We start from the raw sequence: 14,996 nt of genomic DNA on the forward strand, positions 1-14,996 counted from the left end.
ACTATGGCTGAAGCTGCCAAGCAGGACACCTTTATCTGGGAAGGTACCGATCGCAGTGGCAAACGGGTCAGCGGAGAGAGTGCAGGCCGCAACGTGACTCTGGTCAAGGCGAATCTTCGGCGGCAGGGCGTCAATCCTTCCAAGGTCCGGAAGAAACCGAAACCACTGTTCGGGGGACAATCCAAAAAGAAGATTACCCCCAAGGATATCGCCCTCTTCAGCCGGCAACTGGCGACCATGATGTCCTCCGGAGTTCCGCTCGTACAATCCTTCGAGATCATCGGACGAGGGCACGAAAACCCCAGTATGCGAGAGCTGGTCGGGGCGATTAAAGCGGATGTGGAGGGCGGCAACAACCTGGCGGCTGCGCTGCAAAAGCATCCCGATCAGTTCGATCGGTTAACGTGTAATCTGGTCCATGCCGGCGAACAGGCCGGCATCCTGGAGGACCTGCTGGACAAGATATCGACCTATAAGGAGAAGACGGAGGCAATCAAATCGAAGGTCAAAAAAGCACTCTTTTATCCCACTGCAGTACTCGCCGTCGCTTTTATCATTACCGCCATCCTTCTGATATTCGTCATCCCGGTATTTGAAGATGTATTCAGCAGTTTCGGTGGCGAGCTTCCCGCCCTGACGCTAGCGGTTATCGGACTTTCCGAGGTTTTCCAGAAGTGGTGGTGGGCAATCTTCGGGGCAACCGGTCTCCTCATTTACGCCTTTGTACAGGCCAAGAAGAAATCACGCGCCGTCCAGGAGGCGATGGACAAGATCTCACTCAAGATACCGGTAATCGGCGATATCCTGAACAAGGCGGCCATCGCCCGATATGCCCGCACGCTGTCGACCATGTTTGCCGCGGGCGTCCCGCTCGTGGAAGCGCTGGAGTCGGTCGCCGGGGCCGTGGGCAATGTGGTCTACGGTAATGCCGTTTTGGCGATGCGCAACGAAGTCTCCACGGGTACCTCACTTACCGATGCCATGACCCATACCAATGTCTTCCCCAACATGGTGGTGCAGATGACCTCCATCGGCGAAGAGGCCGGCTCGGTGGATCAGATGCTCGGCAAGGTCGCGGATTTTTATGAACAGGAGGTCGATGATGCGGTCGATTCGCTGAGCAGCCTGCTCGAGCCGCTCATCATGGCCATTCTCGGTGTCCTTATCGGTACACTGGTCATCGCCATGTACCTGCCCATCTTCAAGATGGGTGAGGTCGTTTGATGGGAGAAATTGCCACCTATTTCACGGCTTATCCGGCGCTGTTTGCCGGTGCCGTTTTCATCCTGGGCCTTGCCGTCGGCAGCTTCCTCAACGTGGTCATCTATCGTCTGCCGGTGATGATGGAGCGTGCCTGGAAGCAGCACTGCCAGGAACTGGTCGGTGAGACCGGGGCCCCAGCCGATTCGGAGCCTTTCAATCTGGCACGGCCGGCGTCCCGCTGTCCCCACTGCGGGCACAGCATCGGCCCCCTGGAGAATATTCCGCTTTTCAGTTACCTGTTTCAGAAAGGGCGGTGCAGGCATTGCCAGGGCCCAATTTCCGCGCGCTATCCCGCGGTTGAGCTCACTACCGCCATCCTCAGCGCAGTGACCGCCTGGCATTTCGGCTTCGGCTGGCAGGCGGGCTTCGCCCTTCTGCTGACCTGGGGGCTGGTCGCACTGACCTTTATCGATCTCGACCATCAGTTGCTGCCCGACGATATCACGCTGCCGCTGCTGTGGCTGGGGCTGCTGCTGAGCCTGGCGGGGGTCTTCGTTCCACCGACGACGGCGATCATCGGTGCGGCGGCCGGCTACCTTTCGCTCTGGAGCGTCTACCAGTTGTTCCGCCTGGCGACCGGCAAAGAGGGAATGGGTTACGGCGACTTCAAGCTGCTGGGCCTGCTCGGTGCCTGGCTAGGGTGGCAATCCCTGCCGGTGATCATCATCCTCTCTTCGGTAGTCGGTGCGGCAGTCGGGATCGGTCTTATCCTGTTCCGGGGTCACGAACGCGGCACACCGATCCCCTTCGGTCCCTATCTGGCGGCTGCGGGCTGGCTGGCCCTGCTGTGGGGCGAAGACCTGACCCGTGCCTACCTGCGTTTCGCGATCTGATGGTCCATGCGGGAAGTAGTGTCGCACTCAGAGCCCCGCTAATGGGCCAAGGCAAGGCGCACTGCGTAGGGAATGGCGTGCCCTTTTCAAGCAGCGCAACGCCGCATTGGCCCATTAGCGGGGCTCCCATCGGGCCGGCTCACAAGCACCCTCGGCTGCGTTGCAGTCACTTGAATTGGCTACAGCCAATCCTGCGCTCCTGCGCCTTGCCCAGAGCGCTTGTGAGACCGGCTGAGTGTTACACTACTTCCCGCATGGACCATTAGCATGCTGCGGGTGGGACTGACGGGGGGAATCGGCTGCGGCAAGTCTACAGTGGCCCGCATCTTTGCCGATGCCGGTGTTCCCGTCATCGACACGGACATTATCGCCCACGAGCTGGTGGCGCCGGGCTCTCCCCTGCTCACCAAAGTAGTCAGGACTTTCGGAAAGGATCTCCTCCACTGCGACGGCTCACTGGACCGGAGCCGTCTGCGCGAGCAGGTGTTTGCGGATCCGGATAAACGGGGGCAACTGGAATCGCTGCTTCACCCCGCGATTCGCGACGAGATGATTCGTCGGGCCGAAAGCGTGCAGAAGTCCTATGCGATCCTGGTGATCCCGCTTCTGGTGGAGAAAGGCTGGCAGGGACTGGTCGATCGGGTTCTGGTGGTGGATTGTCCGCCATCGCTCCAGCTCCAGCGCACCATCTCCAGGGATGACACGGATGAGAGGCAGGCGCGTGCGATCCTGGCCAGCCAGGCATCCCGCGAAGAACGACTTGCCGTCGCGGACGATGTAATCCCGAACAGTGGGACGCTGGACAAACTCCGCCAGCAGGTCCACGATCTGCATCGTTTCTACCTGCGACTTGCCGGAAATTAAATCCGCTAATGTTCACTCATCTTCGAGGCGGACTGCCGCCCTGTTGCCGATATCGTGCATAACGCCATTACCTACGAACATCCGGTCAACGAGAAGGTCCGCAATCTGCTGCGACTCGAGCACCTGTTCAAACAGGTGAGTCACTTCCTGCGCGGCCAGTCACCCTGGGACAGCCGTACAACCATCGTGACCTTCATGGAGATCCTCGACGTATTTGGCCGCGGTGACCTGAAGACGGAATTGATGAAAGAGATGGAACGGGCCACCGTCAACCTGGAGCCCCATCTGGAGCACCCGGATGTGGACCATGCGCGGCTAGGCAATATCCTGCGGGCGCTTGAGCGACTGCGCGGAAACCTCAACAGCTATCCGGGTCCGCTCGGGCAGGAACTGCGCGACAGTGAATTCCTGAATAGCATTCGTCAGCGCACCACCATTCCGGGAGGCGCGTGCGATTTCGACCTGCCCGGATACCACTACTGGCTGGAACAGCCCGCCGAAGTCCGTCACCGGGACCTCGAGCGCTGGTCCGCCAATCTCGATGCCGTACGCCAGCCGGTGGAGCTGTTGCTGAAGCTGATCCGCAACAGCGCCGACTTCCACCCCAGAACCGCTGAACGCGGGGCATACGGGCAGTCGCTCAGCGCTAGTCTGCCCTATCAGCTGATCCGCATTCGCGTTCCCGTAGAACAGCCCCATTTTCCCGAGGTCAGCGGTGGAAAACATCGGTTCACGATCCGTTTCATGCAACCCGGCGAGGGCCGACCGGTCCAAGTTCATGAGTATATCGATTTCCAACTGAGTTGCTGCAGCCTATGACCCAAACCGTTCATTGCCCGACCTGCGGCCGTCCCGTGCGCTGGGAGCCGGAACAGAAGTGGCGGCCGTTCTGCTCGGAACGTTGCAAGCTGATCGATCTCGGCGCCTGGTCCGACGAGGATCACCGCATTCCCGGCGAGCCGGTCGACCCCTGGGAGATCACCGATCGGCCACCCGATTCGGGTTCCCACTAAGGCATCCCCCGCGCCCGCCTCCCGCATATCGGCCGCTAGCGCCATTACGGTTTCGAACCACGGGGAACACGGGGCACACGGAGAGAAAATAGGACAACCTGTTTCTACTCCGTGGTTGCCTGTGGTTTCCATTCGCATGCAGAGAAATCCGTAGGATGGGGTGAATAAAACGAACCCCATCATTGGTTCGCATACGGTTGTTTCTTGATGGGGTTCGCGGGCTCACCCCATCCTACATTCCTGGCAAGCCCAAACGATGTTCGAACCACGGGCACACGGGAAAGAAAAAATAGGACAACCTGTTTTTACCCCCCGACCCCCGTGTTCCCCTTCGCTGTTGATTCGGAGGCGCGGAGCGGCGGTGCTCGCAGATACTGCTAGGGAGCTAGAAAATTCAACGGATGGGATTCCAGAGCGCCCGAATGGCGGCAATGCCCTGTGCGCCGGACTGCCAGGCACGCTGGCGATCGGCCGGTCCGAGTCCCCCCAGTGCATAGACGGGCACACGGCTCGCCTTGCAGAGGACCCTGAGGCCCTCCCAACCGAGGGTTGGCGCCCCGGGATGACTCGCCGTTGGGAGGACCGGCGACACGAACACGAAGTCCACCCCGATCGAGAGCGCCCGCTCCAGCTCCTCCAGGTCGTGACAGGCAGCGGATACCCAACCTTCCGGTCCCAGAGGCCGCTCCGTGAGCTCTCGCAGCCTGGCCCCGTTCAGGTGCACACCGGCGTGAGGAATGGCTTCAGCGGACTCCACCGGACCGTTGAGGAGCAGGTGAGCGCCAAATCGGTGGCATAGAGCGGCGACCTGTTCCGAAAGTGCCCGAAAGGCGCTCGGCTGTAACGCTTTGGCCCGCAGCTGAACTAGGCGAATCCCGCCATTCAAGCGGCTCTCCAACTTCCGGAGGAACGCCCCCCATTCCGCCGGGCGGCCAGGGTCCGGCGTGATCAGTCCCAAATCGGGCAGCTGTGCCGCGGTGACAATCGGTCGATTCGCCGCCGGGAATGCATATTGGCTCAACGCCTCCGGACACACCCAGGCAACCGGCTGACCTTCCCGCCCGTGGGCCACCCCCTCGAAGCCATCGACCCGCCAGACGTCCAGCAGGACCTGTCTGTCGCCATAATCGTGGGGGATTCGAATGAGCGGGCGGGCGTCGGTTATGGTAACACCCAGTTCCTCATCCAGCTCCCGCTGCAGGGCGCTCCCCACGGCTTCACCGGGCTCGATCTTGCCGCCCGGGAATTCCCACAGTCCCCCCTGATGGCGATGCTCGGCCCGGCGGGCGATCAGGATGCGGCCCGCCTGGTCACAAATGACCGCTGCGGCGACATGAAGGAAACGGGAGTAATCAGGGGTTTGCATTCAGGTGGCATTCGCCGCGGGGCGGACCCCGGTGGAAAGATTATGCTTCCGCGCCGCGACAGAGCGTTGCGGAATCGCCGCGGGGGCGCGCCTCCTACCTACCAATGGCCGCTGTTGCTCGGCTGAGATTGTCCCAGGCGCGACATCAGGTTCGGTATTCGGCGTTGATACGGACATAGTCATAGGAGAAATCGCAGGTCCAGACCGTCGCCTCGGCCGAGCCGCGGGAGAGATCGACGCGAATGGTAATCTCCTCCTGATCCATGACCAGCTGGCCCCTAGCTTCTTCGTAATCCGCTGCCCGGCCCCCATCGCTGACGATACAGACCTCATTCAGGTGAATGGTGACGGCCTGCAGGTTCAGGTCCGGGACTCCGGCCCGGCCGACGGCAGCGAGGATCCGGCCCCAGTTCGGGTCCGAGGCGAAGAAAGCGGTTTTCACCAGTGGTGAGTGGGCGATGGTATAGGCCACATCCGTGCACTCTTTCTGGTCGCGACCCTTCACCACCTTGATGGCGATAAACTTGGTGGCGCCCTCGCCATCGCGCACGATGAGCTGCGCCAGTTCCCGGCAGACCGCGGTCACCGCCGTCTCGAGGGTCTCGAAATCGTCGCTTCCCGGTTCGGGTTTCACACCGCTGGCGCCGGTGGCCATCAGCACACAGGCGTCGTTGGTCGAGGTGTCCCCATCGACACTGATGCGATTGAAGGAGAGGCCGGCGGCCCGCTTCAGCAGGCCATCGAGAACGTCCCGCTCAACGACCGCATCGGTGGCGATGAAAGCCAGCATGGTCGCCATGTCCGGCCGAATCATCCCGGCGCCCTTGGAGATCCCGGTGATGGTCACGGGTCGACCGCCGATCTCGACCTGCCGGGAAGACCCTTTCGGGACCGTGTCGGTGGTGAGAATGCCATCGGCGGCGTTCGCCCAACCCTCTGCCACGAGAGCGGAAAAGGCAGCGGGAATGCCTTGGGTGAGGGTCGCGACCGGCAGCGGTTCGCCGATCACGCCAGTCGAGAACGGCAGGACGTCAGCGGCTTCGCAGCCCCCACGGGAGGCAACCGCTTCACAGCAGGTCTGCGCGTCGACAAGGCCCTGCCTTCCGGTGCCGGCATTGGCGTTGCCGGTATTCACCAGAAGGTAGGAGGGTTCGCGGGCCGACAGGTGCTCGCGGGCAAGGATGACCGGTGCCGCGCAGAAGGCGTTGCGGGTGAACACCGCTGACGCCGTAGCGCCGCGAGCCAATTCAATCAGGACCAGATCCGGGCGGCCGGGTTTCTTGATGCCCGCAGCGGTTGTACCGAGGCGCACGCCCCCCACCGGATGCAGCTTCGGCAGCCCTTGGTAACCGACAGCCATGATTTCTCCTTAATCCTGCAGGACTTCACCGTAACGGTACAAAACGAGCCGGGAAACCCGATTCGCTCGCAACCCGCGCTGGAGTCACAACGAAGAGTTTTTTACAGTGAAGTCTTTTGGCTAACTCAACTGCCCGTGGCACTGTTTGTATTTCTTGCCGGAGCCGCACGGACAGGGTTCATTGCGCCCGACCTTCCGGCCTTCACGAACGAAGGGGCGGTGCTCCTCTTCGGTATCGCGCGGCTCGGAAGCGCCGGTGTCGGCCATGGCGGGGGCCTCGGCATGCTGGAACTCCATCTTGGCAGCCGCACGTCGCTGCTCCTCGACGGCCGCCACATCCTCCTCGGCTTTCACCTGAACCTTGGAGAGTACGCCGATCGTTTCCCGCTTGATGCGCCCGAGCATTTCGTCGAACAGCGTGAAGGCCTCGCGCTTGTACTCCTGCTTGGGATTTTTCTGGGCATAGCCACGCAGGTGAATACCCTGGCGCAGGTAATCCATTGCCGCCAGGTGCTCTTTCCAGTGGGTATCGAGCACTTGCAGCATGACCGCTTTTTCGAAGTGGCGCAGTACCGTGCTACCCGCCAGCTCCTCCTTCTCCTTGTAACGGGCGATCATCTCTTCAAGGATGCGCCGGCGCAGGTTCTCTTCATGCAGGTCGTCATCTTCATCCAGCCACTGGCGGATGGGCAATTTCAGCCCGAACTCGTTCTCCAGCGCCTCCTCCAGGCCCGAAACGTCCCACTGCTCCTCAATACTCTGCGGCGGGATGAAGCCGTCGATGACCTCGTTGAGCACGTCTTCCCGAAGGGTTTCGATGGACTCGGAGATATCATCCTGCGCCATGAGATCGTTGCGCTGCTCATAGATGACCTTACGCTGATCGTTGGCCACATCATCGTATTCCAGCAGCTGCTTGCGGATATCGAAGTTATGGCCTTCCACTTTACGCTGGGCATTCTCGATGGCGCGCGAGACCCAGGGGTGCTCGATGGCCTCGCCCTCCTCCATGCCGAGCTTCTGCATGATCCCCGCCACCCGGTCAGAGGCGAAGATCCGCATCAGATTGTCTTCGAGCGAGAGATAGAAGCGGGTTGAACCCGGATCGCCCTGACGCCCGGAACGGCCACGCAGCTGGTTGTCGATACGCCGCGATTCGTGGCGCTCCGTACCAATGATATGGAGGCCTCCGGCCTCCAGCACGGACTGATTGCGCCTTTGCCAATCCTCGCGCACCCGGGCCTTCTGCTCTTCCGTTGCCTCGTCACTTAACGCATCCAGTTCAGCGCTGAGATTACCACCCAGGACGATATCGGTACCGCGACCCGCCATGTTGGTGGCAATGGTAACCGCGCCGGGCATACCGGCGGCAATGACGATCTCCGCCTCGCGCTCATGCTGCTTGGCGTTCAGCACCTCGTGCCGAATCTTTGCCTTGTTCAGGAGCTGCGACAGGTACTCCGAGACCTCGATGGAGGTGGTACCCACCAGAACCGGCTGCTGACGCTGGTGGCAGTCCTTGATGTCCTCGATGACGGCGTCGAACTTCTCCTGCTGGGTGAGGTAGATCAGGTCACCCATGTCCTTGCGGATCAGCGGATGGTGGGTGGGGATCACCGCCACCTCGAGGCCGTAGATCTGCTGGAACTCGTAGGCTTCCGTGTCGGCCGTACCGGTCATGCCAGACAGCTTGTCGTAGAGTCGGAAGTAGTTCTGGAAGGTGATCGACGCGAGGGTCTGGTTTTCACTCTGTACCGGGACTCCCTCTTTGGCCTCGACCGCCTGATGCAGGCCATCAGACCAGCGCCGTCCGGCCATAGTCCGGCCGGTGAACTCGTCGACGATCACCACCTGGTTGTCCTTCACCAGATAGTGAACATCTTTCTGGAACAGGACGTGGGCGCGCAGGGCGGCATTGAGATGATGCATCAGCCCGATGTTGGCCGCGTCATAGAGGGTTTCACCCTCCTCCAGTAATCCCGCCTCGGTGAGCATCACCTCGACGTGTTCGTGCCCTTGCTCAGTCAGATGAACCTGGCGCGCCTTTTCGTCGAGGCTGTAGTCGCCCGGCCCCTCTTCCTCTTCCTGTCGTGTCAGTTCGGGGACCAACTGGTTCATGCGATGGTAGAGTTCAGAGCTGTTCTCGACCTGCCCCGAAATAATCAGGGGTGTGCGCGCCTCATCGATAAGGATCGAGTCGACCTCGTCGACAATGGCGAAGGGACGCTCCCGCTGAACCCGCTCTTCCGGCTTGAAGGCCATGTTGTCGCGCAGGTAGTCGAAGCCGTATTCATTGTTGGTGCCATAGGTGATATCGGCAAAATAGGCGTGGCGCTTGGACTCGTGGTCCATGCCCGGCACCACCACCCCGGTCTCCAGACCCAGGAAGCCGTAAAGGCCGCCCATCCAGGCGGCATCACGTCGGGCCAGGTAATCGTTCACGGTGATCACGTGTACGCCCTTTCCGGGCAGCGCATTGAGATAGGCGGCGAGTGTTGCGACCAGGGTCTTGCCCTCGCCGGTCTTCATCTCGGCGATCTTGCCGAGGTGCAGCACCATGCCGCCAATCAGCTGCACATCGTAGTGGCGCATGCCGAGGACCCGCTTGGCCCCCTCACGCACCACCGCGAAGGCCTCCGGCAGCAGATCGTCGAGACTGGCTCCCTCATCGAGGCGCCGCCGGAACTCGGGCGTCTTACCCTGAAGTGCCTCGTCAGAGAGCGCCTCGAGTTCCGCTTCCAGGCCATTGATGCGCGCGACATCCTTGCGCAGGCGCTTGAGCAGCCGCTCGTTTCGGCTGCCGAAAATCTTGCTCAACATGTTGGTGACCATAAACGTCCCGGATTGCTCCGAATTGGATCCTTGCGCTCAGCCGTGTCGACCGGGCCAAAGCAGACTATTTTAGCGAAGGCGGATGGTTTTGCGCAGTTTGGCGCGCACACTTTAGATACCCTGACGGAAGCAAAATTCCCCGGGCGGTCGATGATCGGGCGGGTCTGCACCAGACTTGCAGTTTTACGTGTTGACAGAACGAGTGGGCCATGCGGAAAAGAGTGTGACACTCAGAGTCCCGCCAAGGAGCCAAGGCAAGGCGCGTTACGCAGGGAATGGCGAGTCCTTTCCAAGGAGTGCAACGCAGCATTGGCTCCTTGGCGGGGCTCCCTCCGGGCCGTCCACAAAGCCCATAGTCGGCGTTGCACTCGCTTGACCGCTCCTGCGCATCCATGCGCTCGCGGCATTCGTGCATCCCTGCACATAAATTAGGCCCGCTAGTCCTGCGCTCGTGCGCCTTGCCTATGGGCTTTGTGGAACGGCTGAGAGTTGCACTCTTTTCCGCATGGCCCACTAGCCCGCCACCTTCAGGTACTTGGATGGATTAACGGTTTTGCTATCGAGAATGACCTCGAAGTGCACATGGGGTCCGGTGGAACGACCGGTACTGCCCATGGTGGCGATCAACTGGCCCTTTTTCACCGTATCCCCGACGTTAACCGTGATTTCCTTACAGTGACCGTAACGGGTCACGTAGCCATTGCCATGGGTCACCTCGACCAGATTGCCGTATCCGTAGCGATCGCCTGCCCATGTCACCACGCCGGAACCAACCGCCATCACATCAGAGCCTTCCTTACCGGCAAAATCGACGCCCTTATGGTAGTCCTTCTTACCGGTAAAGGGGTCGTTACGCCACCCGAAGCGCGAAGAGAGCCATCCTCCCTGGATGGGCTTTCCCCTCGGATGCACCTCAGCCTGGAGATTCCGATTCATCAGCAGGGTTTCCAGCACCGTGAGTTGGCGATCACGACTCTCCAACTGTTGAGAGAGTTCATCCAGTTGGCTCATGAAATCGGGTACCGAAAGTGCCGTCTGTTCAAAATCGCCTTCGGGACCACCCTGGGCCGGCAGGCTACTGAAATCGAACTCACCGTTGTCCAGTCCCCCGATCCGGGTGAGGCGTTGCCCCAGCGCATCGAGACGAATCACGTGGGCCTGCATCTGCCCCAGCCGCAGTGTGAGGGCGTTGAGATTCTCCTCGGCGGTGCGGGAGGCCTCCGCCACCTGGGCCCGCTGTTCGGCAATCTCCTGTTCGAGACCCTGGGCGAGAATCTGACTGGTGCCATGCTCCGTCCCGAGACGATAGCCGGCATAGAGGCCCGTTACAGGAAGCGCAACGGCGAAAACCACCAGGGCAAGAAAGGCATGGCCGCCCAGCTCGAGGCATTTGGAGCGTCCGGATTGTTTGGAAACCAGCAGGATATTCATAGTGTGCCTGTCTCGGTAACCTTTGTTCGTTTATTATTGGTTATTATGCTTGATTTGGCGCGCGGATCCCAAAGTGTTTCGACTTCGAATTCTCAAATCACTGCTTTCCGGCGGCCTGGGCCAAACGATTGATCGTGCCAGGGCGCTGATTCGACTGGAACAACAGGTAGTCGACTGTCTGGAGACAAAGCTGGCCGGCCACTGCCGGGTCGCCAATCTCAAGGACGGTATTCTGGTCCTCCAGGTGGACTCCCCCGCGTGGGCGGGCCGCCTCCGCCAGCAAGCCCCCAAACTGCCCGCCCAACTGCGGGAAACCGGAGGAGATCTGGCGTCCGTCAGACACGTCCGCGTGACGGTACGTCCCGTTGAGCACCGAAGCGTTCCCTTACGACATACAGCCCAGCTTTCAGCCAAAAGCGCCGAAGGCATCGAAGCAGCGGCTGAAACCATCGACGACGAGGCCCTCAGCGCCGCACTCAAACGGCTGGCCAGGCACGGCCGCCCATCCGGTCGCAGCTGACGAACAGGCTGTCAAACTAACCTTATATGCTGCTGCGGAAAAACGCTACAGACTCTAACCGACCGGCAGCGGCTGGACATAGGAAATCGGTGCACTCTTCGGCTCATCAAAGGTCACGACTTCCCAGGCCTCCTCGTCCGCCAACAGCGCCAGCAGCAGCTGGTTGTTGAGGGCGTGGCCCGATTTGTAACCATTGAAGGCCCCTATGAGACTGTGGCCCAGCAGATAGAGATCACCGATTGCGTCGAGAATCTTGTGCTTCACGAACTCGTTCTCGTAACGCAGACCATCTTCGTTCAAGATGCGGTAATCGTCGACTACCACGGCGTTATCCAGACTACCGCCCAACGCGAGATTCTGTGCCCGCAGCGCCTCGACCTGGCTCATGAAGCCAAAGGTCCTCGCCCGGCTCACTTCCTTGACAAAGGAGGTGGTGGAGAAGTCGATTTCCGAATGCTGGATATCGCTATTGAAGGCCGGGTGATCGAAGTCGATAGCCATTCCAACCTTGAAACCGTCGAACGGCTCGAAACGCACCCATTTGTCATCTTCGCGGACCTCGACCGTCCGCTTGATGCGGATGAATCGCTTGGCCGCCTCCTGCTCCTGAATGCCCGCCGACTGGATCAGGAACACAAACGGACCGGCACTCCCATCCATAATGGGAACCTCGGGGGCAGAGAGGTCAATGTACGCGTTGTCGATACCCATCCCCGCCAGAGCGGAGAGCAGATGCTCGACCGTAGAGATCCGCACACCCCCCTTCACCAACGTGGAGGACAGGGTGGTCTCTCCCACGTTGCGTGCTTTTGCCTCCACTTCCACCGGAATCTCAAAGTCCACCCGACGGAAGATGATTCCGGAGTCTATCGGCGCCGGCCTGAGCGTAAGATAGACTTTCTCCCCCGTATGCAGGCCGACCCCCGTGGCCCGAATGACGTTCTTCAGTGTGCGTTGGCGGATCACTGTAAGTTCCTGATTTTTTATAATTAACTCGGAATCATACCATGGGGAAAATCCCGTGCCTAGTGGAGGTTTTCACAGTAAACAAGTGCTACCCGTGCTGTCAGTCGGCCTGGCGGCGCAGGAAGGCCGGGATATCCAGGTAATCCATATCCCCCTCTTTCGCCTTTGCCTTGGCGGTTTCGGCTGCGCGCTGACGAAGCACCGTAGGCCGATCGTAATCCACATTGTCGGTACCGGTGGCCTGCTGGTTGACTACCAGTTTGACCGACTCCTCCGATTTTGCACCATCCGGTCCCAGACCGGTGGCGACGACCGTGACCCGCAGTTCATCCGACATCTCGGGGTCGATCACCGTACCGACAACGACCGTGGCGTTTTCAGAGGCAAATTCGGCAATGGTATCGCCCACATCCTGGAACTCACCCATCGACATATCCATACCGGCCGTCACGTTGACCAGGATACCGCGTGCACCCGAAAGGTTGACGTCCTCCAGCAAGGGACTGGAAACCGCAGCCTCCGCCGCCTGGCGGGCGCGTGTATCACCCGACGCAGAACCGGTCCCCATCATCGCCATGCCCATCTCGCTCATCACCGTACGCACGTCGGCAAAGTCGACGTTGATGAGGCCGGGACGGGTGATCAGATCGGCAATGCCCTGGACCGCACCCAGCAGCACGTCGTTGGCCGCTTTGAAGGCGTCCAGCAGGGTGGCGTTCTTTCCCATCACCGACAACAGCTTGTCATTGGGAATGGTGATCAGGGAGTCCACATGTTTTTTCAGCTCCTCCATGCCTTCAACGGCCTGGGCCATGCGTTTTTTACCCTCGAAAGGGAAGGGCTTGGTGACCACTGCCACGGTGAGGATACCCAACTCCCTCGCCACCTGTGCTACGACGGGTGCGCCACCCGTACCCGTGCCGCCGCCCATGCCAGCGGTGATGAAGACCATATCGGCGCCCGCCAGGACCTCCTGGATACGGTCCCTATCCTCCATGGCGGCCTGGCGGCCAATCTCTGGATTGGCTCCGGCCCCGAGGCCCTTGGTGATGTTGCTGCCGATCTGCAGCACTGTCTGGTTGGAGAGCTTCATCAGTGCCTGGGCATCGGTGTTGGCACAGATAAAATCCACGCCCTCGATGTTCTGCACGACCATATGCTCCACGGCGTTTCCTCCGCCGCCACCTACACCGACGACCTTGATAACTGCGTTCTGAGCCTGTGCATCCATTAGTTCGAACATGTCGTCACCTCCTGATTATGGTTATAGGGCAACGCCCCTTCCCCACTACTTCTTATTGTCAAAAATTTCCCTGGAACCAGCTTTTCATACGCTGGTAGACACTGCGCAGCCCGGCCCCGGCGAGATCCGGAGCCTGGCCACGGTTATGCTTGCCGAACAGCAACAGCCCGACGCCGGTGGAATAGATGGGATTCCGGACCACGTCGGACAGGCCGGCAACACCCTCGGGCAGCCCCAGGCGCACCGGCATGTGAAAGATCTCTTCTGCGAGTTCGACCACGCCTTCCATCTTGGCGGTACCGCCGGTGAGTACCACGCCTGCCGCGCAGAGGTCCTCATAACCGCTGCGACGTAGCTCTGTCTGTACGAGCGTGAACAGCTCGTCGTAACGGGGTTCCACCACCTCCGCCAGGGTCTGGCGTTCGAGGCGCCGCGCCGGCCGGTCCCCCACACTCGGCACCTCAATCGTGTCATCGGGGCTCGCCAACTGAGTGAGGGCACAGGCGTATTTGATTTTGATGTCCTCTGCATGCTGGGTCGGCGTACGCAGGGCCACGGCGATGTCGTTGGTCACCTGGTCGCCGGCGATGGGGATCACCGCCGTATGGCGAATGGCCCCTTCGGTGAACACCGCGATATCGGTAGTGCCCCCACCAACATCGACCAGACATACCCCCAGTTCCTTCTCGTCTTCGGAAAGTACCGCGTAGCTCGAGGCCAGTTGCTCGAGGATGATGTCGTCGACTTCCAGGCCGCAGCGGCGCACACACTTGATGATATTTTGAGCCGCACTCACCGCACCGGTCACCAGATGCACCTTGGCCTCCAGGCGCACCCCGGACATGCCGACCGGTTCGCGAATGCCCTCCTGATTGTCGATAATGAATTCCTGTGGCAGCACGTGCAGGATCTTCTGATCCGCAGGGATCGCTACGGCCCGGGCGGCATCGATCACCCGTTCCACATCGCTCTGGTGAACCTCCTTGTCCTTGATGGCAACGATGCCGTGGGAGTTCAGGCTTCGAATATGGCTGCCCGCGATCCCGGTGAACACCGAGTGGATCTGACAGCCGGCCATGAGCTCCGCCTCTTCCACTGCACGCTGAATGGACTGCACCGTGGACTCGATATTGACCACCACCCCCTTCTTGAGTCCCCGCGATGGATGCGATCCGATCCCGATGATCTCAATCTCCTGCCCGGCGGTGATCTCGCCGACGATGGCACCTACCTTGGAGGTACCGATATCCAGGGCGACGATCAGGTTCTTGTCCATTTTTTTCGACATACCTCCACTCCCCTGCC

13 protein-coding genes are annotated in these 14,996 nt (G+C 60.5%); 6 read left to right on the forward strand and 7 right to left on the reverse strand.

The annotated features are described in order from the left end of the window. Nucleotides 1-3 precede the first annotated feature (3 nt). From BLP65_RS01970 to BLP65_RS01990, 5 genes are all read left to right on the forward strand, one after another. The gene (locus BLP65_RS01970) at nucleotides 4-1,224 is read left to right on the forward strand and encodes a type II secretion system F family protein (protein WP_092992051.1); all 1,221 of its coding nucleotides are present in this window, start codon (nucleotides 4-6) and stop codon (nucleotides 1,222-1,224) included. Further along, nucleotides 1,224-2,096 carry a prepilin peptidase gene (locus tag BLP65_RS01975; protein ID WP_092992053.1) on the forward strand — a complete coding sequence of 291 codons (873 nt, stop codon included), beginning with the start codon at nucleotides 1,224-1,226 and terminating at the stop codon, nucleotides 2,094-2,096. The genes BLP65_RS01970 and BLP65_RS01975 overlap by 1 nt, the downstream gene beginning before the upstream one ends. 267 nt (nucleotides 2,097-2,363) lie before the next feature. Further along, nucleotides 2,364-2,960 (forward strand): dephospho-CoA kinase, encoded by a 597-nt coding sequence (gene coaE, locus BLP65_RS01980; RefSeq protein ID WP_092992055.1) that lies wholly within the window; start codon nucleotides 2,364-2,366, stop codon nucleotides 2,958-2,960. 54 nt (nucleotides 2,961-3,014) lie between these two features. After that, complete coding sequence (gene zapD / locus BLP65_RS01985) at nucleotides 3,015-3,779, forward strand: cell division protein ZapD (RefSeq protein WP_092992057.1); 765 nt, start codon at nucleotides 3,015-3,017, stop codon at nucleotides 3,777-3,779. After that, nucleotides 3,776-3,973, forward strand: a complete 198-nt coding sequence (locus BLP65_RS01990) for a DNA gyrase inhibitor YacG (RefSeq protein ID WP_092992059.1) — start codon at nucleotides 3,776-3,778, stop codon at nucleotides 3,971-3,973. Before zapD ends, BLP65_RS01990 begins: the two co-directional genes overlap by 4 nt. 394 nt (nucleotides 3,974-4,367) lie before the next feature. On the opposite strand, the gene BLP65_RS01995 is transcribed toward BLP65_RS01990, so the two are convergent. From BLP65_RS01995 to BLP65_RS02010, 4 genes are all read right to left on the reverse strand, one after another. Beyond that, nucleotides 4,368-5,339: a Nudix family hydrolase gene (locus BLP65_RS01995; RefSeq protein WP_092992061.1), complete on the reverse strand. Its 972-nt coding sequence runs from the start codon at nucleotides 5,337-5,339 to the stop codon at nucleotides 4,368-4,370. Nucleotides 5,340-5,484: 145 nt separating this feature from the next. Then, nucleotides 5,485-6,699, reverse strand: a complete 1,215-nt coding sequence (argJ, locus tag BLP65_RS02000) for a bifunctional glutamate N-acetyltransferase/amino-acid acetyltransferase ArgJ (RefSeq protein WP_092992063.1) — start codon at nucleotides 6,697-6,699, stop codon at nucleotides 5,485-5,487. A 120-nt stretch (nucleotides 6,700-6,819) separates the two neighbouring features. Beyond that, nucleotides 6,820-9,531 (reverse strand): preprotein translocase subunit SecA, encoded by a 2,712-nt coding sequence (gene secA, locus BLP65_RS02005; protein ID WP_092992065.1) that lies wholly within the window; start codon nucleotides 9,529-9,531, stop codon nucleotides 6,820-6,822. 513 nt (nucleotides 9,532-10,044) lie between these two features. Further along, complete coding sequence (locus BLP65_RS02010) at nucleotides 10,045-10,962, reverse strand: M23 family metallopeptidase (RefSeq protein WP_092992067.1); 918 nt, start codon at nucleotides 10,960-10,962, stop codon at nucleotides 10,045-10,047. A gap of 73 nt (nucleotides 10,963-11,035) precedes the next feature. Here BLP65_RS02010 and BLP65_RS02015 point away from each other — a divergent pair, with 73 nt between their 5' ends. Beyond that, nucleotides 11,036-11,482: a DUF721 domain-containing protein gene (locus BLP65_RS02015; RefSeq protein WP_175452397.1), complete on the forward strand. Its 447-nt coding sequence runs from the start codon at nucleotides 11,036-11,038 to the stop codon at nucleotides 11,480-11,482. 54 nt (nucleotides 11,483-11,536) lie between these two features. On the opposite strand, the gene lpxC is transcribed toward BLP65_RS02015, so the two are convergent. From lpxC to ftsA, 3 genes are all read right to left on the reverse strand, one after another. Next, nucleotides 11,537-12,448: a UDP-3-O-acyl-N-acetylglucosamine deacetylase gene (gene lpxC, locus BLP65_RS02020; protein WP_092992071.1), complete on the reverse strand. Its 912-nt coding sequence runs from the start codon at nucleotides 12,446-12,448 to the stop codon at nucleotides 11,537-11,539. Between the two features lie 100 nt (nucleotides 12,449-12,548). Then, nucleotides 12,549-13,691 carry a cell division protein FtsZ gene (gene ftsZ / locus BLP65_RS02025; protein ID WP_092992073.1) on the reverse strand — a complete coding sequence of 381 codons (1,143 nt, stop codon included), beginning with the start codon at nucleotides 13,689-13,691 and terminating at the stop codon, nucleotides 12,549-12,551. A 58-nt stretch (nucleotides 13,692-13,749) separates the two neighbouring features. Beyond that, nucleotides 13,750-14,979 (reverse strand): cell division protein FtsA, encoded by a 1,230-nt coding sequence (ftsA, locus tag BLP65_RS02030; RefSeq protein WP_092992075.1) that lies wholly within the window; start codon nucleotides 14,977-14,979, stop codon nucleotides 13,750-13,752. Nucleotides 14,980-14,996 lie beyond the last annotated feature (17 nt).

It is taken from the genome of Thiohalomonas denitrificans (assembly GCF_900102855.1).
Taxonomy (GTDB): Bacteria; Pseudomonadota; Gammaproteobacteria; order Thiohalomonadales; family Thiohalomonadaceae; genus Thiohalomonas; species Thiohalomonas denitrificans.